This window comes from Arthrobacter sp. UYEF21, assembly GCF_040546085.1.
In the GTDB taxonomy this organism is placed as follows: Bacteria; Actinomycetota; Actinomycetes; order Actinomycetales; family Micrococcaceae; genus Arthrobacter.
Map to the genome: position 1 here is coordinate 14,407 of NZ_JBEPNF010000010.1, position 25,325 is coordinate 39,731.

25 protein-coding genes, 1 tRNA gene and 1 other RNA gene are annotated in these 25,325 nt (G+C 65.4%); 14 read left to right on the top strand and 13 right to left on the bottom strand.

What is annotated here, in order from left to right; genetic code table 11:
• Nucleotides 1-419: 419 nt before the first annotated feature.
• Together ABIB27_RS11510 and ABIB27_RS11515 are read left to right on the top strand one after the other, a co-directional pair.
• Nucleotides 420-716, top strand: coding sequence for a putative quinol monooxygenase (locus ABIB27_RS11510; protein ID WP_354253927.1), 297 nt, complete (start codon nucleotides 420-422; stop codon nucleotides 714-716).
• Nucleotides 716-1,009 carry a DUF503 domain-containing protein gene (locus ABIB27_RS11515; protein ID WP_354217099.1) on the top strand — a complete coding sequence of 98 codons (294 nt, stop codon included), beginning with the start codon at nucleotides 716-718 and terminating at the stop codon, nucleotides 1,007-1,009. The genes ABIB27_RS11510 and ABIB27_RS11515 overlap by 1 nt, the downstream gene beginning before the upstream one ends.
• A gap of 88 nt (nucleotides 1,010-1,097) precedes the next feature.
• Here ABIB27_RS11515 and purL read toward each other — a convergent pair whose 3' ends face one another.
• Genes purL through purS form a run of 3 tightly spaced genes read right to left on the bottom strand, consistent with a single transcriptional unit; the run spans nucleotide 1,098 to nucleotide 4,454 of the window.
• The gene (gene purL / locus ABIB27_RS11520; RefSeq protein WP_354217100.1) at nucleotides 1,098-3,431 is read right to left on the bottom strand and encodes a phosphoribosylformylglycinamidine synthase subunit PurL; all 2,334 of its coding nucleotides are present in this window, start codon (nucleotides 3,429-3,431) and stop codon (nucleotides 1,098-1,100) included.
• Nucleotides 3,428-4,201, bottom strand: coding sequence for a phosphoribosylformylglycinamidine synthase subunit PurQ (gene purQ, locus ABIB27_RS11525; protein WP_354217101.1), 774 nt, complete (start codon nucleotides 4,199-4,201; stop codon nucleotides 3,428-3,430). Before purQ ends, purL begins: the two co-directional genes overlap by 4 nt.
• Nucleotide 4,202: 1 nt before the next feature.
• Nucleotides 4,203-4,454 (bottom strand): phosphoribosylformylglycinamidine synthase subunit PurS, encoded by a 252-nt coding sequence (purS, locus tag ABIB27_RS11530; protein WP_354217102.1) that lies wholly within the window; start codon nucleotides 4,452-4,454, stop codon nucleotides 4,203-4,205.
• 262 nt (nucleotides 4,455-4,716) lie between these two features.
• Here purS and ABIB27_RS11535 point away from each other — a divergent pair, with 262 nt between their 5' ends.
• The 4 genes from ABIB27_RS11535 (at nucleotide 4,717) to ABIB27_RS11550 (ending at nucleotide 9,283) form a co-directional block, all read left to right on the top strand.
• A complete protein-coding gene (locus tag ABIB27_RS11535; RefSeq protein ID WP_354217103.1) occupies nucleotides 4,717-4,902 on the top strand; it encodes a hypothetical protein in 186 nt (61 codons plus the stop codon).
• A 194-nt stretch (nucleotides 4,903-5,096) separates the two neighbouring features.
• Entirely contained in the window at nucleotides 5,097-5,225 is a 129-nt protein-coding gene (locus ABIB27_RS11540) for a hypothetical protein (protein WP_354217104.1), read from the top strand.
• Between the two features lie 317 nt (nucleotides 5,226-5,542).
• Complete coding sequence (locus tag ABIB27_RS11545) at nucleotides 5,543-5,977, top strand: substrate-binding domain-containing protein (protein ID WP_354217105.1); 435 nt, start codon at nucleotides 5,543-5,545, stop codon at nucleotides 5,975-5,977.
• Between the two features lie 198 nt (nucleotides 5,978-6,175).
• The gene (locus ABIB27_RS11550; protein ID WP_502909195.1) at nucleotides 6,176-9,283 is read left to right on the top strand and encodes a S8 family serine peptidase; all 3,108 of its coding nucleotides are present in this window, start codon (nucleotides 6,176-6,178) and stop codon (nucleotides 9,281-9,283) included.
• Nucleotides 9,284-9,362: 79 nt separating this feature from the next.
• Here ABIB27_RS11550 and ABIB27_RS11555 read toward each other — a convergent pair whose 3' ends face one another.
• The 4 genes from ABIB27_RS11555 to ABIB27_RS11570 are packed head-to-tail and all read right to left on the bottom strand — an operon-like array spanning nucleotide 9,363 to nucleotide 11,726.
• Nucleotides 9,363-9,752 (bottom strand): serine protease inhibitor, encoded by a 390-nt coding sequence (locus ABIB27_RS11555; RefSeq protein WP_354253894.1) that lies wholly within the window; start codon nucleotides 9,750-9,752, stop codon nucleotides 9,363-9,365.
• Nucleotides 9,749-10,681: a 3-methyladenine DNA glycosylase gene (locus ABIB27_RS11560; protein ID WP_354217108.1), complete on the bottom strand. Its 933-nt coding sequence runs from the start codon at nucleotides 10,679-10,681 to the stop codon at nucleotides 9,749-9,751. Before ABIB27_RS11560 ends, ABIB27_RS11555 begins: the two co-directional genes overlap by 4 nt.
• Nucleotides 10,659-11,222 carry an SSI family serine proteinase inhibitor gene (locus ABIB27_RS11565; RefSeq protein ID WP_354217109.1) on the bottom strand — a complete coding sequence of 188 codons (564 nt, stop codon included), beginning with the start codon at nucleotides 11,220-11,222 and terminating at the stop codon, nucleotides 10,659-10,661. Before ABIB27_RS11565 ends, ABIB27_RS11560 begins: the two co-directional genes overlap by 23 nt.
• A gap of 24 nt (nucleotides 11,223-11,246) precedes the next feature.
• The gene (locus tag ABIB27_RS11570; RefSeq protein WP_354217110.1) at nucleotides 11,247-11,726 is read right to left on the bottom strand and encodes a MarR family winged helix-turn-helix transcriptional regulator; all 480 of its coding nucleotides are present in this window, start codon (nucleotides 11,724-11,726) and stop codon (nucleotides 11,247-11,249) included.
• Between the two features lie 78 nt (nucleotides 11,727-11,804).
• On the opposite strand from ABIB27_RS11570, the gene ABIB27_RS11575 reads away from it, so the two are divergent.
• Both ABIB27_RS11575 and ABIB27_RS11580 read left to right on the top strand, forming a co-directional pair.
• A complete protein-coding gene (locus ABIB27_RS11575; RefSeq protein ID WP_354217111.1) occupies nucleotides 11,805-12,047 on the top strand; it encodes a hypothetical protein in 243 nt (80 codons plus the stop codon).
• A gap of 131 nt (nucleotides 12,048-12,178) precedes the next feature.
• The gene (locus ABIB27_RS11580) at nucleotides 12,179-12,394 is read left to right on the top strand and encodes a hypothetical protein (protein WP_354217112.1); all 216 of its coding nucleotides are present in this window, start codon (nucleotides 12,179-12,181) and stop codon (nucleotides 12,392-12,394) included.
• A 157-nt stretch (nucleotides 12,395-12,551) separates the two neighbouring features.
• Here ABIB27_RS11580 and ABIB27_RS11585 read toward each other — a convergent pair whose 3' ends face one another.
• Nucleotides 12,552-13,910, bottom strand: a complete 1,359-nt coding sequence (locus tag ABIB27_RS11585) for an aspartate kinase (RefSeq protein ID WP_354217113.1) — start codon at nucleotides 13,908-13,910, stop codon at nucleotides 12,552-12,554.
• A 216-nt stretch (nucleotides 13,911-14,126) separates the two neighbouring features.
• Between ABIB27_RS11585 and ABIB27_RS11590 the strand changes: the two genes are divergently transcribed.
• From ABIB27_RS11590 to ABIB27_RS11600, 3 genes are all read left to right on the top strand, one after another.
• The gene (locus tag ABIB27_RS11590; RefSeq protein WP_354217115.1) at nucleotides 14,127-15,098 is read left to right on the top strand and encodes an ABC transporter ATP-binding protein; all 972 of its coding nucleotides are present in this window, start codon (nucleotides 14,127-14,129) and stop codon (nucleotides 15,096-15,098) included.
• A complete protein-coding gene (locus ABIB27_RS11595) occupies nucleotides 15,095-16,234 on the top strand; it encodes an ABC transporter permease (RefSeq protein ID WP_354217116.1) in 1,140 nt (379 codons plus the stop codon). Before ABIB27_RS11590 ends, ABIB27_RS11595 begins: the two co-directional genes overlap by 4 nt.
• 348 nt (nucleotides 16,235-16,582) lie before the next feature.
• Nucleotides 16,583-16,960, top strand: coding sequence for a hypothetical protein (locus ABIB27_RS11600; RefSeq protein WP_354217117.1), 378 nt, complete (start codon nucleotides 16,583-16,585; stop codon nucleotides 16,958-16,960).
• 75 nt (nucleotides 16,961-17,035) lie between these two features.
• On the opposite strand, the gene recR is transcribed toward ABIB27_RS11600, so the two are convergent.
• From recR to ABIB27_RS11620, 4 genes are all read right to left on the bottom strand, one after another.
• Complete coding sequence (gene recR, locus ABIB27_RS11605) at nucleotides 17,036-17,635, bottom strand: recombination mediator RecR (RefSeq protein ID WP_354217118.1); 600 nt, start codon at nucleotides 17,633-17,635, stop codon at nucleotides 17,036-17,038.
• A 63-nt stretch (nucleotides 17,636-17,698) separates the two neighbouring features.
• A complete protein-coding gene (locus tag ABIB27_RS11610) occupies nucleotides 17,699-21,088 on the bottom strand; it encodes a DNA polymerase III subunit gamma and tau (RefSeq protein WP_354253895.1) in 3,390 nt (1,129 codons plus the stop codon).
• Between the two features lie 51 nt (nucleotides 21,089-21,139).
• Nucleotides 21,140-21,236: signal recognition particle sRNA small type (ffs, locus tag ABIB27_RS11615), an RNA gene on the bottom strand.
• 60 nt (nucleotides 21,237-21,296) lie between these two features.
• On the bottom strand, nucleotides 21,297-21,623 hold the full coding sequence (locus tag ABIB27_RS11620) for a YqfO family protein (protein WP_354217120.1): 327 nt from the start codon (nucleotides 21,621-21,623) through the stop codon (nucleotides 21,297-21,299).
• A 314-nt stretch (nucleotides 21,624-21,937) separates the two neighbouring features.
• On the opposite strand from ABIB27_RS11620, the gene ABIB27_RS11625 reads away from it, so the two are divergent.
• Nucleotides 21,938-22,025, top strand: a tRNA-Ser gene (locus ABIB27_RS11625).
• A 56-nt stretch (nucleotides 22,026-22,081) separates the two neighbouring features.
• On the opposite strand, the gene ABIB27_RS11630 is transcribed toward ABIB27_RS11625, so the two are convergent.
• Nucleotides 22,082-22,993, bottom strand: coding sequence for an oxygenase MpaB family protein (locus tag ABIB27_RS11630; RefSeq protein WP_354217121.1), 912 nt, complete (start codon nucleotides 22,991-22,993; stop codon nucleotides 22,082-22,084).
• 161 nt (nucleotides 22,994-23,154) lie between these two features.
• On the opposite strand from ABIB27_RS11630, the gene ABIB27_RS11635 reads away from it, so the two are divergent.
• Entirely contained in the window at nucleotides 23,155-24,621 is a 1,467-nt protein-coding gene (locus ABIB27_RS11635; protein ID WP_354217122.1) for a peptidoglycan DD-metalloendopeptidase family protein, read from the top strand.
• 82 nt (nucleotides 24,622-24,703) lie between these two features.
• Nucleotides 24,704-25,231, top strand: coding sequence for a glutathione peroxidase (locus ABIB27_RS11640; protein ID WP_354217123.1), 528 nt, complete (start codon nucleotides 24,704-24,706; stop codon nucleotides 25,229-25,231).
• Nucleotides 25,232-25,325 lie beyond the last annotated feature (94 nt).

The window sequence follows — 25,325 nt, forward strand, 5'->3', positions numbered from 1 at the left end:
ACGCCGACGAAAAAGCCGAACTCGCCACCCAGCTTGGCCGGGCCATTGGCCTGCAGGGCCGCTATGAGGAGGCAGACGCCCTCCTGGACTCGGTGGACGGGGAGGAGGAACCCACCATCGGCGTCCGCATCCTGCTGGAACGCGGACGCGTCCTGAACTCCAGCGGCCACGCCGCCATGGCCGTTCCGCTGTTCGAACAGGCGGCCGAACTGGGGGACCACCTCGGCGAGGAATTCCTCGCCGTCGATGCGCTTCACATGCTGGCCATCGCCGACCCCGCCCACGCGGACTCATGGACCCGGAGCGCGCTCGAGTACGCTTCCACCGCCCATGACCTGCCCGCGAGGCCATCCTCGCGTGCGAGCTTGCCATGGCCGCAGGCTAAGCAATCCAACCATCCCCCGAACAGAAGGAATTCCATGATCTTCATTGTGGTCAAGTTCAAGGTCAAGCCCGACTGGTCCGAGCGCTGGCTCGGCCTCGTGGACGGGTTCACCAAAGCAACCCGCCAGGAACCCGGCAACCTCTGGTTCGACTGGTCGCGCAGCGTGGATGACCCACACGAGTTCGTGCTGGTCGAGGCGTTCAAGGACGATGCCGCCGGGGACCACGTCCAAAGCGCGCACTTCAAGCAGGCCATGGCCGAAACCCCCCGGATCGTCAGCCGCCAGCTCGACGGCGAGGGCTGGGACCGGATGGGAGAACTCACCATCTGATGTGGGTCGGCTGGATTGAATTCGACATCCTCCTGGGCGATGTCCAGAGCCTGAAGGAAAAACGTTCCGTCATCAGGCCGCTGCTCGCTGAACTCAAGCGCCGCTTCGAGGTTTCGGTTGCCGAAGTGGGGGACCACGATCAGTACCGGCGCTCGCAGGTGGGCGCGGGACTCGTGGCAGCCGACCGGGCGCACCTCGTGGAGGTGCTCACCGCCGTCGAACGTTTTGTGGCTGCCCGGCCGGAGATTGAACTTCTCAGTGCCAGGCAGCGGGAGCTGCACAGCGAGGACTGACCTGCCCACAAACAAGCAACACGGGGTCACTTTGGCCCAATCCCGAGGGATTATTGGGCCGGAAGCGACCCCGCGTTGCTTTAGGGGTTTAGCCGAAGTACTTCGGCAGTGTGGCCTCGTGGGCTTCGCGGAGGGCGTCGAGGGACATGGTGTCCACGCCGTTGATCTCCAGCTGGCCGCTGGCTGCGTCCACCACGCCGATGCGGGTATGGGCAAAGCCGCGGGCGGTGCACATGTCCTTGAACCGGACTTCCTCCGACCGGGGCACGCCGACAATCGCCCGGCCCTGGGACTCGGAGAACAATGCCGTGAACAGGTCCACGCCGTCGCGGTCCAGGACGTCCTGAAGGGCGATCCGCGCACCGACGCCGTAGCGCAGGGAGGACTCCACCAATGCTGCCGCGAGGCCGCCCTCGGAGAGGTCGTGCGCGGAATCTACCATGCCGTCGCGTGAGGCGTTGATCAGGATCTCACCCAGCGCGCGCTCGGTGGCGAGGTCAACCTTCGGCGGCAGCCCGCCCAGGTGGCCGCGCATGTTGGCCCATTCCGAACCGTCCAGTTCGGCAGCGGTGGTGCCCAGCAGGTAGATGGCCTGGCCATCTTCGCGCCAGCCCGACGGCGTGCGGCGGGCGACGTCGTCGAGCTTGCCCAGTACCGCCACCACGGGGGAGGGGTGGATGGGGGTGGTGCCTGTCTGGTTGTACAGCGAGACGTTGCCGCCGGTGACCGGGATGCCCAGTTCCATGCAGGCGTCGGACAAGCCGCGGATGGCCTCGGCGAGCTGCCACATGACGTCCGGGTCCTCGGGGGAGCCGAAGTTCAGGCAGTCGCTGACGGCCATCGGCACGGCACCGGACGTGGCCACGTTGCGGTACGCCTCGGCCAGGGCCAGCTGCGCGCCGAAGTACGGGTCAAGGTAGGTGTAGCGGCCGTTGGCATCGGTGGCCAAGGCAACGCCCAGGCCGGTTTCCTCGTCCACGCGGACCACACCGGCATCGTCCGGGAACGCCATGGCCGTGTTGCCGCCGACGTAGCGGTCGTACTGGTCGGTGATCCAGGCTTTGGAGCACATGTTCGGCGAGGCGACGAGCTCGGTGACGGCTGCAGCAAGTTCCGCGGGAGCGGAGGGCCGTCCGGCGTCCTGTACTGAACCGGTGAAGGTATCGGCCTGGACCGAGTCCTGCCATGACGGGCGGGCGTACGGACGGTCGTAGACCGGGCCATCGTGGGCCACCGTCCGCGGGTCAACGTCCACGATGACTACGCCGTCCCAGGTGATGATCAGGCGGCCGGTGTCGGTGACTTCGCCGAGCCAGGAGTACTCCACGGCCCACTTGTCCATTACAGCTTCGAAGGCTTCGATGTTCTCCGGCGTCACAACGGCCATCATGCGTTCCTGCGACTCGGACATCAGGATTTCGCCCGGGGTCAGGGTAGGGTCGCGGAGCAGGACGGAGGTCAGCTCAACTTCCATGCCGCCGTCGCCGTTGGAGGCCAGTTCGGACGTGGCGCAGGAGATGCCTGCGGCGCCGAGGTCCTGGATACCCTCAACCAGTGAGCCCTTGAAGAGCTCCAGGCAGCATTCGATCAGGACCTTCTCCGCGAAGGGGTCGCCCACCTGCACGGCGGGACGCTTGGACGGCTTGGTGTCGTCGAAGGACTCGGAAGCCAGCACGGAGGCGCCGCCAATGCCGTCGCCGCCGGTGCGTGCACCGAACAGGACCACTTTGTTGCCCTTGCCCGAAGCGTTGGCGAGGCGGATGTCCTCGTGCCGCATGACGCCGACTGCCAGCGCGTTGACCAGCGGGTTGCCCTGGTACACGGAGTCGAACACCATTTCGCCGCCGATGTTGGGCAGGCCCAGGGAGTTGCCGTAGCCGCCGATGCCGGCCACGGCACCGTGCATCACGCGGGCGGTGTCCGGATGGTCGATCGCACCGAAGCGCAGCGGATCCATCACGGCCACCGGGCGGGCGCCCATCGAGATGATGTCGCGGACAATGCCGCCGATGCCGGTGGCGGCACCCTGGTAGGGCTCCACGAACGACGGCGAGTTGTGGGACTCAATCTTGAAGGTCACGGCCCAGCCGTCGCCGAGGTTGGTGACGCCGGCGTTTTCGCCGATGCCCACCAGCATGTCCTTCTTCATCTCCTCGGTCACCTTGTCGCCGAACTGGCGCAGGTGGTTCTTCGAGGACTTGTAGGAGCAGTGCTCGCTCCACATCACGGAGTACATGGCCAGCTCGGCGCCGGTGGGGCGGCGGCCCAGGACCTTGACCACCTCATCGAACTCGTTCTGCTTCAGGCCCAGTTCGGCCCACGGCAGTTCGGTGTCCGGAGTCTTGGCGGCGTTCTCCACCGTGTCGATGTTGAACTTCTTGGCGGTTTCGGCGGGCTCTACCACCGAGTTGGTCTCCGTCATTTGCTGACTCCCACAATCTTGTTCAGTACGGAGGTGAAGAAGCCGAGCCCGTCGGTGTCGGAGCCGCCGATTCCGTCGAGCGACGCGGGGCCAAAGCCGACCTCGGTAGCGTGCTCCGGGTGCGGCATAAGGCCCACCACGTTGCCGGCGGCGTTGGAGATGCCGGCGATATCGCGGCGCGAGCCGTTCGGGTTGAAGCCCACGTAGCGGAAGGCCACGCGGCCTTCGGCCTCAAGCGCGTCGAGGGTCTTTTCGTCGGCGATGTACTGGCCGTCCTGGTTCTTCAGCGGCACAGTGATTTCCTGGCCGGCCTCGTAGTCGAGGGTCCAGGCAGTGTTGCTGTTTTCCACGCGGAGCACCTGGTCACGGCACAGGAACTTCAGGTGGTCGTTCTTGATCATGGAGCCGGGCAGCAGGTGCGACTCGGTGAGGATCTGGAAGCCGTTGCAGATGCCCAGAACAGGCAGCTTGGCGTCGGAGTTCGCGGCGTCGATGATTTTGGACATCAGCGGCGCGAACCGGGCAATGGCGCCGGCGCGGAGGTAGTCGCCGTAGGAGAAACCACCGGGGATCACGACGGCGTCCACGTCACCCAGGGTGGTGGCGGCGTGCCAGAGCGGCACTGCGGTGCCGCCGGCCAGCCTGACTGCACGGGCGGCGTCGCGGTCGTCCAGGGTGCCGGGGAAGGTGACGACGCCGATCTTGGCGCCCGCGAGCCGGGGCGCGGCGGCGACGGCGATTGCCTCGCCGATCAAGGGAAGTTCAGTCATCTCAGGCCTCGACGACCTCGACGTTGACGACATCCTCGATCACAGGGTTGGACAGCAGGGTCTCGGCTGCTTCGCGGGCCTGGGCCAGGATTGCGTCGGTCACCTCGCCGTCAAACGTCAGTTCGAAGCGCTTGCCCTGGCGGACAGAGCTAAAGCTGGTGAAGCCCAGACGGGGGAGTGCACCCACGATGGCCTTCCCCTGCGGGTCCAGAATCTCGGGCTTGGGCATGACGTCAACAACGATCCGGGGCATCCGGCAACTCCTGTGCGTGAGCATTGGGTAAGGGCGCAGCGGAGTGGTGCCGTCTTACGCCGTTCCGGAACTGTTGGGGACGAGCTTGTTTGAACAGTGTGGACGGGCGCTCCGCGAGCTTGCCAGCCCATTCTACCGGCCGGAGCGCTGGACCCTGTATTCGGTGGGCCCCGTCACTGCCGTCAGGTGGGGAGGGGCTTTCGGGTGGTGAAGAACGACGGCGGCTCTGGCCCTCCGCAGGTGGCGTCACTAGGATGGCGGAATGGCTGAAAAATCGAAATCCGTGCTGTTGCCGATGGTTGCCGTTGCCGTGTTTGCCGGGTTGGGACGGATGGTCATGCAAAAGATCAAAGCCGACCGTGCGGCCCGGGATACGCGCGTCACCGGGCCCGTGGACGAAAAGACCCGCCAGTGGATCAGCGACGTGGTGCGGACACCCAGGCAGTAAGCCGCCCGCCCCAAACAACCAAGCCTTATCTAAGCGGGCGTCCCTGAACGGGGGCGCCCGCTTTTTGCTGCCTCAAATGCCGCTCTTCCGTGGCAACTCCTTGATCCTCCAAATGGCTGGCGGACTCAATGGATCTACGGAGGGAATTCACAGATTGTGCCCCGCCGGTGTCCAATCAAAAGGAGATATGAGGCATGGAAAGACGCACACAGAAGTGGGTGCACCGCACCCTCCGGGTGGGCATGGTGGCAGCCCTCGCGCTGGGGTTCACCGCAGCCTCCCCAGAAATGGGGAGGCCGGTCCCGGGCGCATTTCTGGCCTAACCATGATGACCTTGACTGTCATAATGATTGACAATTCGAGCAACCGGTTGCATGATCTGGTAAGTCGTATTCCGCGGCTCTCAAAGCTGAGAGAAGGTGGACCCATGTTGGACCGCAGCCTGCCCACGATTTACGACGTGGCGCGTGCCGCCGGGGTTTCCCTCAACGGTTTCCCGTGCCTTCGTGATGAATCGGGTGGTCGCCGATGTGGCCAGCGTGGTCTCGGACAATGCCCATGGGATGAGGCGGGCAGCTGAGCATCTGCGGGGTCTGGGCAACCCCACCATCGCCTATTTGGCGGGGCCGGAGGCGATGGCATGCGCTGGCGTGCACTCCGTGCGGCGGCCTCGCAGCTGGGGCTGGGCGTGCGCCGTCTAGGACCTGGTGTACCTACAGTCCGCGGCGGCGGAGACGCTGCCCTGGAATGGTCGCAGCACCAGAGCTCCTCGGTGATCGCCTACAACGACCAGATGGCCCTAGGGTTCATCCGCACCCTCCAGAAGCGCGGCATTAGGGTTCCGGACGACGTCAGTGTCCTTGGCTTTGGCAACAGTCACGGGTCCGGCATGGTCACTCCTGCCCTGACTACCGTGGAAGCCCCTTTGTATGCCTTGGGGTCCACTGCCGTCAGCAACTTGCTGGCATTCGCGCGCGGGGCACATTCGCAGTCCGGGCAGCCACTGGTTCTGCCAACCCGCCTGATCGTACGGGGATCGACGTTGGCTCCGGCCCGGCTTCGTGCCCTGAAATGAAAAGTTCGGATTGGCTCTGGAACTCTCATGTGTTCTATGTCATATTCAGCTATCAGTCTGTACTGTTTGGACAGCTTGTCACAGCATTACAAAACCTGTAATTCCGCGTGCCGTTCCCAGCTTCTTCAGACCGGCAATGTGCCCGGCCGTTCCTCGTGAAAGGTTTAGTCGCTCGTGAAATTAACTGGAAAGAGCCCCATCCCAGGCGGGGGACTCCGGAGAGCGACGGCGTTGGCCGTAGGCTTGCCGCTGCTCCTCACCTCCATGGCGATGAGCCCCGCTACCGCGGCGCCCGCCGGGCAGGCCACGACAATAGCCGCTCAGAATACTGCGGCGACAGACTACAAGGATGGCCGCTACATCGTGGTCCTCGCAGCCAAGGCCGCGGCCGCCTACGAGGGGGAGACGCCCGGCTTGGCGGCCACCAAGCCGCAGAACGGTAGGAAGCTGGACGAGGACAGTGCCAATTACAAGGCCTACGACGCCCATCTCCGAAAATCCCAACAGGACCTGGCCGCCGAACAGGGCGTCACACCAGCGAAACAGTTCACTGCCGCCCTCAACGGGTTCACTGCGGAACTCTCTGCGGTCCAGGCGGCGGAACTGTCCAAGGACGCCAGGGTGCTGGCGGTCGCCCCCGACGTCGAGAACGCCCCAGACTACACCACCGGCGATTTCCTCGAGCTCACCGGGGAGGACGGCGCCTGGGAGACCCGCTTCGGCGGTGAAGAGAACGCCGGCAAGGGTGTTGTGGTGGGCGTTATCGACTCCGGGTATGCCCCTGACAATCCCTTCCTCCACGGCGAACCGGTCCAACCGCTCAGCGGCGCAGCCCAGGTGGGCGAGCCGTACCGCACGGCCGAAGGGCGGATCGCCATGCTCAAGGCCGACGGCACAACATTCGAAGGTGAATGCCAAAAGGGAGTGGGCACCGGCGCGGCGTTCGATGGATCCCTGTGCAACTCCAAAGTTGTTAGTGCCCGTTACTTCGCGGATTCCTTCCTGCAATTTGTGAAGCCGGAAAACCGTGCGCCCAAGGAGCAGATTTCCCCCGTGGATGTTGGCAGCCACGGAACTCACACCGCCACCACGGCCGCAGGCAACGCGAACGTTGAGCAGGTGCTCGACGGCGTGAGCTTCGGCAAGGGCTCTGGCGTGGCACCCGCCGCGAAGGTGTCCGTCTACAAGATCTGCTGGGAAGACGACAGCCCTGCTACTGGCGGCTGCTACTCCTCTGCCTCCGTGGAAGCGATTGACGCGGCGGTCAAGGACGGCGTCGATGTCCTGAACTATTCCATCTCAGGCAACACGGACAGCACAACCGATCCGGTGGCGCTTGCCTTCCTCAATGCCGCCGCGGCCGGCGTGTTCGTAGCCGCCTCTGCCGGCAACTCCGGCCCCGGCGCCTCCACCGTCAACCATGCATCGCCGTGGCTGACCACCGTGGCAGCCTCCACCTTCCCCAGCGACCTGCTCGGAACGGTCAAGGTCTCCGATGGAAGCCTGTACCGCGGAGCCTCCATCATGAAAACGGAAGTCACGGACAAGCCAGCGGTTGTTGCCGCTGCTGCAGCGGCCGCCGGAGCCGCCAACGCCAACCTGTGCGGGCCGGGCACCCTCGATCCGGCCAAGGTGGCAGGCAAGGTTGTGGTGTGTGACCGAGGCGTGGTGGACCGCACTGCCAAGAGCCTTGAGGTGCAGACCAAGGGCGGTGTGGGCATGATCCTGATCAACCTCAGCAACAGTTCCGAAGACACTGACAACCACGTCCTGCCCACCGTCCACGTGAACGCCCCCAACAGCTTGGAACTGAAGTCCAAGCTGGCCGGCAACACCGCGCTGACCGTTAGCCTCGTCAAAGGTGACCTCACCGGCGAACCGCTGCCGCCAGCCCCGCAGGTGGCCGGGTTCTCGTCCCGCGGCCCCACCCTCGCCTCCGGCGGTGACCTCCTCAAGCCGGACATTTCCGCCCCCGGCGTCAACGTCCTTGCCGGCGTTTCCACCATCGGAAACCACGGTGCACAGTTCGGGTTCATGTCCGGAACGTCCATGGCAGCACCTCACATCGCCGGTTTCGGTGCACTGGTGCTCAGCAAGCAGCCACACTGGAGCCCGGCGGCGGTCAAGTCAGCCATGATGACCACCGCGTACCCACTGGTCAACGCCGACGGCACGCCCAACCGGAATCCGTTCGACGGCGGTGCCGGCCACATCGATTCCCTTCGGGTGCTTGATCCGGGCCTCGTTTACGACTCGGGCATCACGGACTGGTTGGCCTTCCTGAACGGGCAGGGAGTGGTTACTGGTGCGCCGCAGGCCGGTTCCCTCGCGGCCCAGGACCTGAACCTGCCCTCAATTGCGCTCGGGAGCCTGGTGGGCGAAGTGACAGTCAAGCGGCAACTGACGGCCCTGGTGCCCGGCATGTACCGTCCGGAAGTGGACCTGCCCGGGTTTGACGTGGAGGTGGAGCCGCAGGTGCTCAACTTCGCCAAGGCAGGCAAAACCCGCGACGTGACCATCACCATCAGGAACGCCACTGCGCCCGTCGGCAAGTTCACCACCGGCACTCTGACGTGGGAAGGCCCACGGACCGTCAGCTCACCGATGGCTGTCCGGCCAGTGGATGCGAAGATCGCACCATCCTTCTCCTTCAGTTCAGCCACCGGGACAGGCAGCGGAACCATGGACTTCGTGTCCGGTACCGATGCTCCCCTCACCGTGGCCGTGGAGGGCCTGGCTCCGCTGAGCCAGACCGCCATTTCCAAGACGCCGGGCGTTTACGCGGCCACCAATGACGCGCACAACGCGCTGGTGAGCGTGACCGTTCCTGCCGGCGCCACCTCAGCCCGCCTCGGCGTGCAGGCGGAAACGAACGACGTCGACTGGGACATGGTGGTGTACGCACCGAACGGTGCGGGCGGACTCGTGCCCACGCAAGTGGCGACGGCGGCGGCCAGTGAGTTCCTGGACCTCGAGTCGCCGCGGGCGGGCACATACTACATCGTGGCCAACCTGTATTCCACGCCGAACAAGGGTGCCGCCAATGCATCCGTTCAGGCTGCCTCGTTCTCCGGGGACGCCGGGAACCTGACGGTCACGCCGAACCCGATCGTGGCGCCGAACGGCACAGCCACCGCCGCGACCCTGGACTGGACGGGCCTCGCAGATGGCTCCTACCTGTCGCGTCTCAGCCTGGGGGCGAACGGAGTCAGGACGATGGTCAACGTGAAGGTGGGTGCGGGTACCCCGGCAGCCCCGGCCGGCGCACCGGCCATGGCCACAGTTGTTGGGATCCCTGCCAGCTGATGCCAGGCGTCAAGGAGCAAAGCAACACCAAGTAGCGACTAGCTACGGCGTCCCGGTCAGCATTGCTGGCCGGGACGCTTCAGGTCCGGGACGTCCCGGTTCCGCCGGGTGTTCCGCCCAGCAACGCGGTCACGGAATTCCAGCGGGCAATCTCGCACCCGTCAGTCCGCCGGAAGACCGCCTTGACCGGGCGGCCATGAAAGGTCCCGGTGACGACGGCAACCTGCGGTCCGCCGTATTGTTGCGTGCAGAGTTTGGGCGGCCCCGGCTTCGGAAAGAAGATGTCCTCCCCGAATTGCTCCACCGCCTCCAGCGCGGCGGCGGGCGCGGGCAGGGTGGATGCTGCCCGGACGCCGCCGTTTTCGGCCACGAGCCGGAACACGTACTCGCCGGCCGCAGGCTCCTCCCGGAGCCTGATGGTCAGGTCCACCCGGTGGGTGGCATCCGGACGGGCGGACGTGCCGGTCACGGTGCGGCCGCCACGGTGAGAGGGGCCAGCGCCCGGGCCACGCGCCCGCGGAGTACAGCGGCCTCCGCTGCGAACGCCCGCTGGTGCTCCACGTAGGCCCCTTTGCCCTCGGGTGTTTCGATTGGGATGGGTGGGTAGCCCCACTCTGCAAGGTCGTAAGGCGAGGCCTGCATGTCCATGGTGCGGATCCGCCAGGACAGTTCGAAGCAGTCCATGACCAGTTCGCTGGGCAGTGCCGGCAGCAGTTTGTACGCCCACTTGTAGAGGTCCATGTTGGCGTGCAGGCACCCCGGCTGTTCGAGTTCCCGCTGGTTTTCTCGGCTCGGGGTCAGCTCATTGAGTGCGATGGCGTCCGGCGTGTAGAAGCGGAAGGCGTCGAAGTGGGAGCACCGTATGCGGTTGTCCTCCACAACCTTGTCCGTGCCGGCGGAGCCCAGCCTCAGCTGCAGGTATTCGTGGCGCAGGTCGAAATTGTCCTGGCGGTAGACCATGGCCCACTCGTGCAGCCCGAAGCAGCCGAACTGGGCCGGCCTTGCCGCGGTTCCGCGGAGGACGATTTCTGCAAATCCCACTGCCTCCTGCCGGTCGGCCAGAAAGGCGCTGCGGTGAAAGGTGACCGCCACAGTCCCTGACGGCAGCCCCGCGGCGGCGAGTTCGCCGTCGTCGAGCATTCTGTAATGCTTCCACCCGCTCCGGGCGGCTGCCTTTGGGCCGGTGAGTACGACGCCGGCGCCCGGGTGCCAGCGCAGGAGTTGACCAGGTTTTTGGGTGTAGTAGGTGAAAAGGAAGTCCTCCACCGGGTGCTTGCGGCCCGCCGAGCGGCGGGCCAGGTACGGATCAGCGTAACGGCGGACGCGTTGCTGGTGCGCGGCTTCGCGGGCACTCCAGGCATCGGCCGTCAGCAGGCTAAGCTGCTCCACCGCTGGCACCCAGGACGTCTTGGGCCGCAGTCCAGGCGCCGATCTCGCAACCGTTGGTCCGTGCGAAAACTGCATCCACAGGAGTATCGTCCACAATCCCGGTCACGGTGGCGGTCTGCGGTCCGCCATACTGCTCGGTACAAACCCGGTCTGCATTCTTCGGGGAGGGGCTGAGGAGGGCTGCGCTGTTCTTGAGGGCCGCGCAGGCAGCATCAGCGTTGGGGTGCTTGCTCTCTGCGGTGGGGACACCGCCGCGGCAGACCAGGGTGTAGTTCACCGCGGATTCAGTGGACCCTGGCTTCACCATGATGGAAAGTTCGGCGTTGCCGGCACCAGGTCCGGGCGAGGGAGCAGGAGGGGTAGACGGGGCCGGCGCGGGTACGGTGGTCTCGGTGTCCGGAGCGGGGGACCCGGAAGCGCCCTGGCTGGCCGTGGAACTGGCCGTGGGGCTGGTCGATGACGGCGGGGTATTGTCCGGTGGTGGCGTGCACGCGGCAAGCCCGGCCACAACGAACACGGCCAGCAATGGCCGTACTGTTCGCAAACGCATGGACCCTCCTAGGTTGCTGCCATTTTACGCTCTGACGGAGTCCACGTGGGCGTCCTCGGTGGCGGCGATGAGGGCAATCATGGATCGGTGCAGTTCGCCCACCTCGTCGCGGGTCAGCCCGAGCCGCTGCATCATGGTGCCCGGGACAGCGAGTGCCTGCTGGCGCAGTGCGGCGCCGGCGGAGGTCAGCCCTACCGCAAGGGCGCGTTCGTTTCCGTCTACGCGTTGACGCGTAATGAATCCCGCTTCTTCGAGGCGCCGCAGGAGCGGTGAGACGGTCGCCGGCGCCTGGGCCAGGGCGTCACTGATGTTGCGCAGGGTCCGGGGGGCCGACTCCCAGAGGCACAGCATCACGAGATACTGCGGGTGGGTCAGTCCCAGCTTGTCCAGGACCGGTTTATAGGCCCCCACAACGCTTCTGGATGCCACGGTGAGCGCAAAACAGAGCTGCTGCTCCAGCAGGAGGTCATCATCCCTCTGCACGGCGCCGGCCATTGCCGTCATCACGATCCTCCAATGGTTAGTGCACTAATTATTAGCATACACTGGAACGAGTAAATTCTATCGAAGGGTTCACTTGTCATGGGCAAAGGCAATTCAGCGGACAAGGGCAACGCGTCGCAGCGGTTCATGCGCGCTACGGGCAAGCTCAGGGCTATTTTTGGTCCGGCAAACCGCAGTTCGCTGGTGCATGACATGACCGAGGAGAACAGGTCCCTGCTGGCCCAGCGCGAGCGGGAGACTCAGCAATGGGAAACCCTCCACCGCCCGGACGGCAGCACCTATGTGGTGCCCAGGAACCCGGACGACCAGTCACTGCGCTGAGCCGCTCAAGCCCGCCCGTCAGGTTTCGCGCCCGCGGGGCCTTTTTTGGACTCCGGGCGTAAAATAAGGGCACTGGCCTCACAAGGGGTCAGCGGCTCTTTCGCCCGCAACGCCGGAAGGGGGTGGAAACAATGGGACACGCGCTCACAGGCTTTATGAACGTGACCGACAGGCTCCGATTTGTCTTCGGGCCGGCAACGCGTCTGGACTCGGATACGCCAGTAATCCACAAGCATGACGAATACGAGCAGGCCTCCGACGAGGATCTTTCCCACTTTGAAGTGGAAACAGATACCGCCGGACATCACTACGCGGTTCGACGCGCAAGTACAGACAAGCCTGGCTGAGTTGCCCGCTGCGGACCCCTGCCGGCGCTGCGGTTACGGCAGGGATGCCAAGTGCCGTCGAAATGGCCTTGGGCCATTTCGTGGCACCTTCCCCCAAAAAAGAAATGGTGGCCGGCAGGACCGGCCCCCAGAATATCCTCGGGATTCGGCAGGAACCTTAGCGGCCGGTGCCTCCGTAGACAGTGGCCTCGTCTTCGCTGTCCAGGTCGAAGGCCTTGTGGATGGCGCGGACGGCGTCGTCGAGCAGGTCTGCGTGGGTTATCACAGAGATCCGGATCTCCGAGGTGGAGATCATGTTGATGTTGATCCCTGCATCGGAAAGTGCCTTGAAGAACGTCGCGGAGACGCCGGGGTGGGACCGCATGCCGGCTCCGATGAGCGACAGTTTGCCGATCTTTTCGTTGTATTCGATGTTTTCGAAGCCGATATTCGGCTGGGCAGCCTTAAGTGCCGCCAGCGCCTCAGCTCCTTCGACGATGGGCAGCGTGAAGGAAATGTCCGTCTTGCCGGTGCCGTGGGTGGAAACGTTCTGCACGATCATGTCGATGTTTGAGTGGGCGTCGGCGATGACCTGGAAGATCGCGGCCGCCTTGCCGGGGATGTCCGGCACACCCACCACGGTGACCTTCGCTTCGGAACGGTCATGTGCAACGCCGGAGATGATTGGCTGCTCCAAGGCAACTCCCTCTTGAGTGGTGATCTTGTCTTCGGCGCTGGGGATGACCCAGGTGCCTTCGTTCTGGCTGAATGAGGACCGGACATGCAGGGGCACGCCGAACCGGCGCGCGTACTCGACGCAGCGCAGGTGGAGGATCTTTGCGCCGGACGCAGCGAGTTCGAGCATTTCTTCGCTGGAGATTGTGTCGATCTTCTGGGCGGCGGGAACCACGCGGGGGTCCGCGGTGTAGATGCCGTCAACGTCGGTGTAGATTTCGCAGACGTCCGCTTCCAAAGCGGCCGCGAGGGCGACTGCAGTGGTGTCGGAGCCGCCGCGGCCGAGGGTGGTGATCTCGTGGGTGGTACGGCTCATGCCCTGGAAACCGGCAACGATGGCGATGTGTCCCTTGTCCAGGGACGTGCGGATGCGGTGCGGATCGACGTCAATGATGCGGGCCTTGCCGTGGATGCCGTCCGTGATCATGCCGGCCTGGGAACCGGTGAAGGACTGGGCGGAGGCGCCCAGCTTGTTGATGGCCATGGCCAGCAGGGCCATGGAGATCCGTTCGCCGGCGGAGAGGAGCATGTCCATCTCGCGGGCAGGAGCGGAGTCGGTGACTTGACCGGCGAGGTCCAGCAGTTCGTCAGTGGTGTCACCCATGGCGGACACCACCACCACAACTTCGTTTCCGGCCCGCTGTGCGTCGACTACGCGCTTGGCGACGCGCTTGACGCCGTCTGCATCTGAAACGGAGGAGCCGCCGAACTTCTGCACGATCAGCTGTTTGGTTACGGCAGCGCCTTCGGTCAGCGCCAAAGGCTGCGTTGCTGCGTGCACTTCGGAAGTGGGCGTACTCATGCGCATACCTTCACTGGATCACTCGGAGTTCTGGGGGTCAGGCACGGCCACTGCGGCTGGACGGCGTGACGTGTCAGCCCAGTTTATCGCCGCTGGCATGCTGGCGTGGAATTGTGACCGAATCTAAGCCTTGCGGCGGATACTGCGCCCGTGGGCGCGGCGTACGCTCGGATGGTCGGAATGCATGCAACGGCTTGGGGGACAGGTGCTCGGGGAATGACAGAAAATCAGCACGAAATGGACGTTCCGGCCCAACCGGAAAGCCCTGGTAATGGCGGCATCACCGCCACCGCGGTGAGCCGCAGCTTCGGGCAGGTGCACGCCGTCGAGCACATGGATTTGCACGCTCCGGCCGGAAAAGTCACCGCACTGATCGGGCCCAACGGCGCCGGCAAAACCACACTGCTGCTGATGCTGGCCTCATTGCTGGCGCCGGATTCCGGCACCGTCACCGTGGAAGGGCTTGATCCGCAGCACCACCGTGCCGAAGTCCGCAGGCGGATCGGCTGGATGCCGGACACCTTGGGCGTCTGGGAATCCCTCACGGCCCGCGAGATCCTCACGCAGATGGCACGTTTCTACCAACTGCCCAAGGCCGGAATCTCCCGGCGCGTTTCCAACATGCTGGACCGCGTGCGCCTGAGCGACCTCGCCGACCAGCCTGCCCGGGTACTTTCTCGGGGCCAGCAGCAGCGGCTCAGCCTGGCCCGCGCCCTGATCCACGACCCCTCCGTCCTGCTCCTGGACGAACCGGCGTCCGGACTGGACCCGGGATCGAGGGTGGAGTTGCGCGTCCTGCTGCGGCAGTTGGCAGCGGAGGGGAAGTCCATTGTGGTCTCGTCCCACGTGCTCAGCGAGCTGGACGAAATCGCCGACGCCGCCGTGTTCGTCAACCGTGGACGGACCATCCGGCAGCAGACCACCGAAGAGGCTGCCGCCGCCGGCCGGCGCTACGCCATCTCGGCCACGGACGGCGCTGCGCTCGCCGCCAAGCTGACCGAACTGGGCCTTAAGTACCGGGTGGAGGACGGCCGCCGGCCCGCCGTTAGCCTGATGTTGATGAACGACGACGACGCCGCCCGCCTGCTGCGCGACCTCGTGCTCGCCGGCGTCGCGGTCAGGTCCTTTGCCCCCGCCTCGGGTGCCCTGGAAGAGACCTACATGAACCTTGAGGGGGAGCGGCGATGAGCCAGTTGACAGACACGACCCAGCGTCCGCCCGCAGCAGGCCGGGGCGCCGGCTACGTTGGCGGTATCCGGGACGTGGTGGTCCTGGAACTCAAGCAGCGGCTGCGCTCCCGCGGCTGGTACATCATGCTTGCCATCTGGTTCATCCTGACCGGCCTGGTGACTTGGCTGACCTGGGCCGGCTGGGACGCCCAGCGTGCAGCGCGGGGGACCTACGCCGACATCCCCGGGCCCGGGTCAATGATCTTCGAAGTGGTACTCGCCTTTGTCCTCCTTTTCGCGTTGCTGGTGGCTCCGGCACTATCCGCCAATGCCGTAAACGGCGACCGGGCGGCAGGCACCCTGGCCATCCTGCAGGTGACCCTGCTTCGGCCCGGACAAATTCTGTGGGGCAAATTCTTTGCCGCGTGGGCCGCTGCCCTGGCTTTCCTGGTTGCCAGTACACCGTTTTTGGTGATCGGAGTGGCGCCCGGGGGGATGACGCCCGGGCACGTTGTGGTGGCCCTGCTGATGCTGGCCGTTGAGGTTGGCGTGGTCTGTGCCGTCGGCGTCGGGATCTCCGCGCTCGCGGGGCGCCCGCTGTTCTCCATTGTGGTCACTTACCTTGCGGTGGCCGGGCTGGTGTTCGGCTCGCTGATTGCCTTCGGGCTGGGCACCGGGCTCTCGCAGGGCACCGTCATGGCCAACCAGGCCCAGTACCGCGGGTACTCACCCTACGAACCGCTGGAGGAGCAGCCCGCGCCGACGGAACCGAATTACACGTGCTCGGGACCCTTGCGCGCACAGCCGGCCGTGCACACCGAGCGCGTGGCGTGGATGCTGGCCATGAACCCCTACGTGGTGGTGGCCGATGCCATTCCCTACCCTGTGCGGACGGCCAACTCATTCGGAATGTCATCCTCGGTGGGGGCCATTGAATCAGTGAGCCAGGGTGCCCGTTACGCCATGGCCGGTCCCGAAGGCACTTATCCGTGCGCCAACGGCGAAGCCAAGCCGCAGTACATTGCACAGTCCACCCCCTTGTGGCCGCTGGGCCTCGGTCTGCAGCTGCTGCTTGCCGGGCTGCTGATGTGGCTGGGATGGCGTTCGCTGCGCACGCCGGCCCACAGGCTGGCGAGGGGAACCCGCATCGCCTGAGCCTGTCCATCAGGGTGGAGGCGTTACCGTGGCTGACGAGAAGAATCCGGCCGCCGATCGCCTATTATTCGAGCCCATCGGCGACAAAGAGCCCAGGTACGGGGACTAGGAAGACGCCGGGGAGAGTCAGCGGTGGCCGGGCAGCGGCCAGACCCGTTTCCTCCTGCGAAGTGGACGGGCAACCATGGTTTTGGCTGTCCGTTCCCCGGAGGTTCTGGTGGGGAAGTGCCGCAGTCATTGCGCTGTGTTGGGGCCCGATCCAGTGCGAGGGGCTTGGCCTTCGCGGCAGTGGCTGGCGTTTTCCTGATACTGCTTTCATTTTGGTCCGGGTCCTATGAGCCGGTGTTAGTGACCATCAATATCGAACGGGATGAACTGGGCGAGGTGACCTCCTACCGGTGTTCCCCGGAGTTCCGAGGCATCGCCGAGGTCTATCACACTGAGCGGATCTTTTGGCTGGCAACCAGCAATCCCCTGATGATCCTGGCATTGCTCGCGGGTGAGGATGAACTACGGGGGAACGCCTTGGACTGGCTGCCGGGGGAGTTGCCGAACGCTGCGGAAGGCACCCAGGAGCCTTGTGTGGAGGGCGAGTGCGCGGACCAGACCGGGGCCGGGGCACCGCTGGCATTGGTTGGCGCGGCCACCCAGTTCGCAGCTGCGGGCGCGTTGCTCGGCGCTGGCCACCGTGCCGCCCGGCGACGGCTCGGCACTGCCGCCAAATGAACATGACTGTTCAGGACAGTCCCGCTCGGTCTTTTGAAGCCCACGTCAGCCACGTTCAGCTTAGGTGAGCTCAGCTCAGATAAGGGCGTTGCGGCGGCCCTCAAAAGCGCGCCCCAAAGTGACCTCGTCGGCGTACTCCAGGTCGCCGCCTACAGGCAGGCCAGAAGCCAGCCTGGTGACGGCGATGCCGATCGTCTTCAGCATCCGGGCAAGGTACGTGGCCGTCGCCTCCCCTTCGAGGTTGGGGTCGGTGGCGATGATAACTTCCTGGATGGCGCCGTCGTTAAGCCGGGTCAGGAGTTCGCGGATCCGCAGCTGTTCGGGCCCCACGCCGGCGATGGGATTGATGGCTCCGCCGAGGACGTGGTACCGGCCGCGGAACGAACGCGTGCGCTCCACCGCCAGGACGTCCTTGGATTCCTCCACCACGCAAATAACAGACGGGTCGCGCCGCGGATCCCGGCAGATGTTGCAGAGTTCCTGCTCCGTAACGTTGCCGCACACCGTGCAGAATTTAACGCGCTCCTTCACCGTGGTGATGGCTTCCACCAGGCGTTTCATGTCCTGCGGGTCGGCTTCGAGGATATGGAAGGCCAGCCGTTGGGCGGACTTGGGACCTACACCGGGAAGGCGTCCGAGCTCGTCGATCAGCTCTTGGACTGCACCTTCGTACACGTTTTCCTCTTTTGCTTTGGCTTGGATGATGCTTGGCGTGGCAAGCGCAGGTCCGGCCCGCGCCTAGAAACGGGGAACCAGCGGGGTTCCGTCCGGGGAACGCTCCTCGATCAGCTTCCCGCCCAGAATACGCTCGACGGCGGCGCGTCCAAAGATGCCCGATTCCTCGATGGTTTCGTCGTCGGCGCTGGGGATGTCCTGGACGTAGGTGGCGGCGGCCGCGCGGGCCGGTGCCTTGGCACGTCCGGCCTCGGCTTCGGGGCTGTTGGACAGCCGCTGGTAGAGGCTCTGCCGGGCTTCGGCCGCCGACGGGGACGTTGCCGGAGCAGGCTGCAGGGGTGCAGTCGGGGCCGCCGACGCCATGGCGTACTCACGGATCTCGGCGCGCTCCGGGACACCAGTTTCCCGTGGAGGTTCCGCCTGAGGCTGGCTGGTCTGGGCTCCGGCGGCGGGCGCAGAGGGTTCAGCGGGAACGGGTGCCAGGGCCACCTCGGGCACGGGGCCGTGAGCGGTTTGGATCCCTACTACGTGGACGCCGGCCGCTGGCACATCGACGGTATGAAGCTGGGCCGCTGGGACGCCGGACGCGAGGCCGGACGCTGCCGGCGGCAGGCCCCAGCTGGCATCAGCCTCGGACTGGCTGCTGGCTGACGGCTGGGGGATCTGGGCGGTGGCCGGCTCGTAGCTTGGTGCCGGAGCAGAGGCGACAGCTTCGTCCGGAGTGGACGTCGCCGGGCTTTTCCCCAGGTTGGGTTCTGTGCCAACTACCCAGACGCCGGGCGCCTGCTCAACGGCCAGTCCCCACGGGTCGTGTGACGTGGCGGCCTGTGACGGGGCCGCCGTAGCAGCGGGGGTGGCGCGTGAGGCGCCGGCGGCCCCAGGCCGTGAAGCATTCCGTGCCGGCCGTTTACCGGCGGGCGCTGGAGCCGGCGCCGGTGCCGACGTCGGGCGTTGGGGTTGGGCCGGAGCGGACGGATCCCAATCCATGGGCGGCTCCTCCTCCAGCGGAGGAGCGTCTTCGTCCCGCGGGGGACCCCAGGTGTCGTCGGAGTAGGCGTATGAGCCGGCCTCCGGCTGGTCGGGGCGCGGCTGATCCTGCTGTGCCGGCTTCGACTCACGGGGAGACGCATGCGCTGCGGGCTCGACGGCGGAGGCGAGCGGCGCGGCCGGTTCAACAGCCGTCGTCGTCATACTCGTTGGGGTTGGGGTTGGGGTTGGGGTTGGGGTTGGGGTTGGGGTTGGGGCGGCCGCCGGAGCATAGGAAACTTCCGAGACCGGCGTGGCTGTCGGGGCAGGCGAAACTACCGGGACCGGGGCGATAGCAGCTGCCCGGCTGGGCTCAGGCGTGGAGGCGGGGGCCTCGACGGCTGGCGTGGAAACGGTGCCCGCAGGGGCCAGTCCCCATGCGACGTCGGCTGAGCTGGCCGGGGTTTCCCGGCTAGCGGATGCTTTTGGGTTTGGCTCAGAGCTCGCTGAGCTGTTGGCCTCACCGGCAACGGCGGTGACCTGGCAGTCGATGCCCACTGTCTTGTGGATCGCCTGCCGAAGGTTCTCCGAGTGATCAGCCCGGCCGAACGCGCCCGCCAGGCCGGTGGTGGTGAAAGCCAGTGTCAGGACCTGGCCGTCAAAGGCGCCGACCTGGGCGTTCGGCTCTACCAGCGCCCACGTGCTGCGCTTAATTTTGGACAGCGTCTGCAGGACCTCCGGCCAGGCGCGGCGGAGGACTTCGACGTCACCGGTCGCGGCAGGGGCGGCCGGGGTCGCAACGCCGGTGGCAGGCGCAGCGTCTGGTGCGTGGGCGCCGGTAGCCGGCGCACCTGTAGCTGGCGCGGGCGTGGCAGGCGTCGCGTCTGGTGCTTGGGCGCTCGTAGCCGGAGGTCCGTCCCGACCGGGCTGTTCAGGCCGCGGTGATGTGGCCCCGGCTGTCCGGATTCCTGCCGGCTCGTCCACTGGCCAGTCGTTGGTGCTGACCCGGGGCGGAGTCAGCGGAATCCTGGCGTCTTCGGGATCAGCAACCGGCTCCCGGGCAGAATCCGGACCGGCAACAGTTGCCGACGCGGAAGACTGCGCTGCTGCTGCGGCTGCCGGTGCTTGAACTGGAACTACGGAAACATGCGCTGCCTGAACTGTCCCTGGTTGAACAGGCACGGCTTGAACAGGCGCAGCCTGAACGTAGGGTGCTTTCGCGGGCGCTGAGGACTCTGGTGCCGCGGCGGCCGCAGTGGGTGCTGCCGGAAATGGTGCACCCGCCGAAACTGGTGCTGCCGCGCCGACGTTGTTCCCGGCGTAGTTAAGGCGCCGCTCCACACGGTCAATCCGGGCAGCGATGCCGCGCTCTGTCTGTTCGGAACTCGGGAGCAGGATGCGGGCGCAGAGGAGCTCAAGGTGGAGCCGGGGCGAGGTGGCGCCGGTCATCTCGGTCAGCGCCGTGTTGGTGACGTCCGCGGCGCGGGAGAGCTCAGCGGCGCCGAGGTTGTGTGCCTGGTTCTGGAGCCGTGCGATTTGGTCCGCCGGCATGCCGCGCAGGATCACCTGGGCGCTCTCGGGCATGGCCTGGACGATGATGAGGTCGCGGAAGCGTTCCAGCAGGTCTTCGACGAAACGGCGGGGATCGTGGCCAGTCTGAATGACGCGGTCCACCGCGCGGAAGACGGTAGCGGCGTCGGAGGCGGCAACGGCCTCCACTACGTCGTCGAGCAGCGACGCGTGGGTGTAGCCGAGCAGGGCAACGGCCAGTTCGTAGTCAAGGCCGTTTGCGCCGGCGCCGGCCATCAGCTGGTCCAGCACGGACAGGGAATCACGGACGGACCCGCCGCCTGCCCGGACAACCAGGGACAGCACGCCCGGGGCCACCGGCACGTTTTCCCGGTTGCACAGCAGTTCGAGGTACGCCATCAGCGGCTCCGGCGGTACCAGCCGGAAGGGGTAATGGTGGGTGCGGGAACGGATGGTGCCGATGACTTTGTCCGGCTCCGTGGTGGCGAAGATGAACTTGATGTGCTCCGGCGGCTCTTCGACGATCTTCAGGAGGGCGTTGAAACCTGCCGGCGTGACCATGTGGGCCTCATCGATGATGAAGATCTTGTAGCGGTCACGTACTGGGGCATAGGTTGCGCGTTCACGAAGGTCGCGCGCGTCGTCCACACCACCGTGGCTGGCGGCGTCGATCTCGATGACGTCAAGGGAGCCTGAGCCGCCGCGGGCCAGTTCGATACAGCTGGGGCAGGTTCCGCAGGGCGTGTCCGTGGGGCCTTGCGAACAGTTCAGGCAGCGGGCCAAAATGCGGGCGGAAGTAGTTTTTCCGCAGCCGCGCGGGCCGGAAAACAGGTAGGCGTGGTTCACCCGGTTTTTGCGCAGGGCCGTCATCAGGGGCTCGGTGACATGTTCCTGCCCGATAACGTCAGCGAAGGAGTCCGGACGGTATCTGCGGTACAGGGCGGTCGTAACAGTCACAGAGGAAACCCTACCAATCCGGGCCGACTTTCTGCCGCCCTGTGGGGGAATAGTAAAGACCCCCCATGCACCCGCCAGAGCCCGTTTACCCTTGCTACCTTCCGGTCCTGGGGGAGTTCAACAGGATGACGCCACATGAGGGGCCGCAGACAACTTTACCCGAACTTTTGTTGTGGCTCGAACCGGCGCCGGTCCGCCCGGGTTTGCTTCACCGGCGCCAGCCGTCCACCGGCCAGGTCATAAATGCGGGTTCCTCGTAGGGGTGGGCGGCGCGCAAAGCCAGCACAACGCCGTCGAGCATCTCTTCCTCCACAACACACTCGACCCGCATTTCAGCCACCTGTTCGCCCGCCCCCACGGCTCCGATGAAAGGCTCGGCGCCAGGCAGGGGAGTGAACCGGCCCGTCCCTGGAGCCGCAAAGGAGCAATGCGAGTAGTTTCCGATCCTGCCCGCACCGGCGTCGCCGATTGCCGCGAGTAGCGCCTCAGAGTGGGTCATCGGGACATAAACCACCATCGCGTGCAGCTGGGTCATGGCTTCATCCTGCCAAGGGGCGGGCATTATTGGGAGCACTTTTCATTGCTTATCCGGCGGCCAAGGCCGATCATGGGTATGTACACCGATTGGGGCAATCTCAAGGTTGTGAGCTGCAGGGCCTGGCTGGAGGGCCGGACCCGGCAGCTCAACGGTGTACCGACGGAATGGGCGCATTGGGGGCGTCCATTTTGGCGTTAACTGGCCAGCAATGGGCCCGGCCGCTACATGTCCGGATGCCGCCGGCTGCGTCCAATTGGGCGATGCTGGAAAATTCAGGTAGTCTAGTGTCTGCTTTTGATTCAGAAGCAGCTGGAGAATTCGCCTAGCGGCCTATGGCGCACGCCTGGAACGCGTGTTGGGTTAACGCCCTCGGGGGTTCAAATCCCCCATTCTCCGCCAGCCAAAGCCCGGTTCTGACGTCGTCAGGACCGGGTTTTTGTTTTCGTCCGGCCGGGTCAGCCAATGCCGAGCCGTCGAAGCCGTGCCCGGGCGGCCTGCTCGCTGGGTCCGGGTCCGAGTCCCAGAGCAAGGTGCACGACGCCGAGAGCCACCTTGGTTGCCAGCCTTACCGGGAGAGGGAAGGGGCCCAGCCGGGGAGTTTTGAGCCCAAGCATCTGCCGGTAGCGTGGTTCCAAGCTGTTGACAGCACCGGCGAAGATGATCCGGTAGCCCGGCCGAAGCAATGGATGCAACGGCGGGTTCCGGATGAACCCGACGGTCTCAGCCACCCGGTGATCCGCCAGCAGTTCGCCGTTGCGGTAGTAACAGTCCAGCTGCAGCCTCATCCCGTCCTCGGTCAGCGGTGGATCTATCACCCCCATCAGCCGCCCGGCCTGGGCCCACTCGCGGACATACGCATCCGGACCGCCGGGGATCTTCCCGCCCCAGATTTTGTGCGATGTAAGGAAAGCATCAACGAACGCGATATGGACCCAGCGGGCCAGCTCCGGATCATTGGCCGCGTAATGCTGCACGGAGCCGTGCCTGTCGCCGTAGTTGCCTTGGACAGGCTCGTGCAGGCGGCGGACCCTGGCTGAGGCTAGGTCGGCGGCGGCTGTGGAACCATAGGTGACTGTGAAGATCCAGCGGATGGTCCGGGCCAGCCGGCTCAACGGATCTGCCCGGAAGTCTGAGTGCTCATGGACGCCCGCCAAGGCGGCGGGGTGCAGCGCCTGCATCAGCAGCGCCCGGATGCCGGCAACGATAGGGGTCATGGAACCATGCACCGCCCAGACGGCTGAACCCGGCAGGTGATAACCGGCGTCGTTGCCTTCTGCCAGCTGTGGAACCCACTCGGGCACAGCATCCACGCTGCCGGTAAAAGCCCGTTTCAGTTCGCCCTGCCATTCCCTGAGGAGATTGCGCATATCCCATTCTTGCGCATGGTGGGAGAACTGGGGATTGCCGCAGATCCACAAAGAGCGCGCAGTGTGCAGAAATGGGGTTCACATGGCCAAGGCTTTGTGGTCCCATGGGAACGTAAGTCCGTCCAGATTGGGGTCTGACGGGCCAACCCGGGAGTCAGCGAGTGGGAAATCATTGGGGTTCCGGCCGGGACGACGAGTCTTCAGGCCCTTATGTGGTCGCGGTGCGCGCGCTGGCCGCCAGTGCCTCTGTTGCCGTGGCGTTTTTCGCCCTCGGATTACCCGGCATCGAATTAGTCCAACCCGGCGCCATCGCACCGGCTGCCGGCATCGGCCAATTGAGCAACGCGGGCCGGGACCCCGCGATCATGACAGACAGCAGGGCCCTTGTCCCGTTCGGCCGCACCATAGTCCAGACCGTGGCCAAGGGTGGCAACGCTCCGCTGAATGTAGCTGCCGCACAACTCAGGCGGCCACCGGAGGGCTCGCTGATGGCGCCTCTGGAAGTACTTGTGCCGAGTTCCCCCTTTGGCTTCCGCATCAGTCCCCTCACTGGAACGGGCGGGGACTTCCACCTTGGCCAGGATTACGCCGCAGCGTGCGGCACCAGGGTCTATTCAGCCGACGCCGGCGTGGTCCGGGCCGCCGGCTGGCACCCTTGGGGTGGCGGGAATCGCGTGGAAATTGACCACGGGAACGGAATGATCACCACATACAACCACCTCGAGGCAATCGCCGTCCGGACGGGGGAATCGGTCCAGGTAGGCCAGGTCATCGCAAAGGTGGGCACCACCGGGTGGTCCACCGGCTGCCACCTGCATTTTGAAACCATCCTTAATGGCGAGCACACCAATCCGCTCCGCTGGACGCTGCTGCCCATGCGCCAGCTTGACGAGCTGCAGGACATTGCCATGGTCAGCTTTGCCGGCGGGGGCCCTGACGCCTCCGAATCACAACGCTGGGCCATCCCCGTCGGGGCGGACAAGAGCCACACTGTCCTGGGCGGCGAAAAAGAACTGCCCAAGGCGCCGAACGTGGACGCTGCCCTGCCCTCAACGGCGCCGCCGAAGACCGCTCCCGCCGGGGTGCCGCCGTCGAATCCCACAACAACAGCGGCAGCGACAACGTCCCAAACTGCCTCGCCGTCGCCAACAGCGACGCCCACAGCAGCAGAAACTGCCTCGTCGACTGCCGCGCCGTCGCCAACAGCGACGCCAACAGCATCAGAAACTGCCACGCCGACTGCCGCGCCGTCGCCAACACCGACGCCCACAGCATCACAAACTGCCACGCCGACTGCCGCGCCGTCGCCAACAGCATCAGAAACTGCCACGTCGACTGCCGCGCCGTCGCAAACACCGACGCCCACAGCATCACAAACTGCCACGCCGCCGCCAACACCGACGGCTACCTCAACCGGCACTCCGACTGAAACTTCGGCAGCGACAGAGACACAGACATCCACGCCGACGCACACCCCGCGCACACAGACACCCACAGGGTCTCCAACAAGGACGACGGCGGCAGCACCGCCGTCGCCCGCGCCCACCGCTCCAACCCCAGCGCCAGCCGAAACGTCAACAGCGTCACCCACCACCACGTCAGCGGAGCCCACGCGGACGCAGCGCTGACAGAGAATCCCCAGCATGCACCCGTACTCTTGATGGTTGGCAACGAATCTCCTGCATGACCAACCTTTCAAGGACTGCGCTCGTGACCTCTCTGTACCCCATCCCGCTCACACTCAATGACGGCACCGAGACCGACTTCGGCCGTTTCAAAGGAACCGTGGTGATGGTGGTGAATGTGGCGTCGCAATGCGGACTCACGCCGCAGTATGCCGGACTCGAAACGGTGTACGAGAAATTCCGGGACCGGGGCTTCGACATCCTTGGCGTGCCGTGCAACCAGTTCGCCGGCCAGGAACCAGGGAGCGACAGCGAGATTGCCGAGTTCTGCGAGCGGAACTTCGGTGTGTCCTTTCCCCTCACGGCCAAGGCCAACGTGCGGGGCAAGGACCAGCATCCGCTGTATGCCGAGCTGACCAAATTCAAGACTGGCGTACTGCCCGGCCTGGTGAAATGGAACTTCGAGAAGTTCCTTATAAACCGCCACGGCGAGGTGGTGGCACGCTTCGCTCCGACCGTCTCGCCGGACTCCGACGAGGTTCTGGACGCGATCGAACAAGCGTTGGCCGAATTTGATGGACCGGAAGGCGCATCACGCCATTCAGCAGCGTAAATTTCTGGTTTTTTCCAACTTGCCCGCGGTAATTTACGCAAAATTTGCCCAATATCTGGTTTGATAAAGGTTACTGAAGGGTAGAAGGGAAACG

Coding starts and splice junctions, on each gene's coding strand:
- purS (WP_354217102.1), bottom strand. CDS start 4,454: ATGCCCCGGATCGTTGTTGACGTCATGCCCAAGCCCGAGATTCTGGAC.
- ABIB27_RS11590 (WP_354217115.1), top strand. CDS start 14,127: ATGACAGAAAATCAGCACGAAATGGACGTTCCGGCCCAACCGGAAAGC.
- ABIB27_RS11620 (WP_354217120.1), bottom strand. CDS start 21,623: ATGACCCAGCTGCACGCGATGGTGGTTTATGTCCCGATGACCCACTCT.
- ABIB27_RS11570 (WP_354217110.1), bottom strand. CDS start 11,726: ATGACGGCAATGGCCGGCGCCGTGCAGAGGGATGATGACCTCCTGCTG.
- ABIB27_RS11585 (WP_354217113.1), bottom strand. CDS start 13,910: ATGAGTACGCCCACTTCCGAAGTGCACGCAGCAACGCAGCCTTTGGCG.
- ABIB27_RS11575 (WP_354217111.1), top strand. CDS start 11,805: ATGGGCAAAGGCAATTCAGCGGACAAGGGCAACGCGTCGCAGCGGTTC.
- purQ (WP_354217101.1), bottom strand. CDS start 4,201: ATGACTGAACTTCCCTTGATCGGCGAGGCAATCGCCGTCGCCGCCGCG.
- ABIB27_RS11580 (WP_354217112.1), top strand. CDS start 12,179: ATGGGACACGCGCTCACAGGCTTTATGAACGTGACCGACAGGCTCCGA.
- purL (WP_354217100.1), bottom strand. CDS start 3,431: ATGACGGAGACCAACTCGGTGGTAGAGCCCGCCGAAACCGCCAAGAAG.
- ABIB27_RS11565 (WP_354217109.1), bottom strand. CDS start 11,222: ATGCGTTTGCGAACAGTACGGCCATTGCTGGCCGTGTTCGTTGTGGCC.
- ABIB27_RS11535 (WP_354217103.1), top strand. CDS start 4,717: ATGGCTGAAAAATCGAAATCCGTGCTGTTGCCGATGGTTGCCGTTGCC.
- ABIB27_RS11630 (WP_354217121.1), bottom strand. CDS start 22,993: ATGCGCAATCTCCTCAGGGAATGGCAGGGCGAACTGAAACGGGCTTTT.
- ABIB27_RS11540 (WP_354217104.1), top strand. CDS start 5,097: ATGGAAAGACGCACACAGAAGTGGGTGCACCGCACCCTCCGGGTGGGC.
- ABIB27_RS11515 (WP_354217099.1), top strand. CDS start 716: ATGTGGGTCGGCTGGATTGAATTCGACATCCTCCTGGGCGATGTCCAG.
- ABIB27_RS11595 (WP_354217116.1), top strand. CDS start 15,095: ATGAGCCAGTTGACAGACACGACCCAGCGTCCGCCCGCAGCAGGCCGG.
- ABIB27_RS11545 (WP_354217105.1), top strand. CDS start 5,543: ATGCGCTGGCGTGCACTCCGTGCGGCGGCCTCGCAGCTGGGGCTGGGC.
- ABIB27_RS11510 (WP_354253927.1), top strand. CDS start 420: ATGATCTTCATTGTGGTCAAGTTCAAGGTCAAGCCCGACTGGTCCGAG.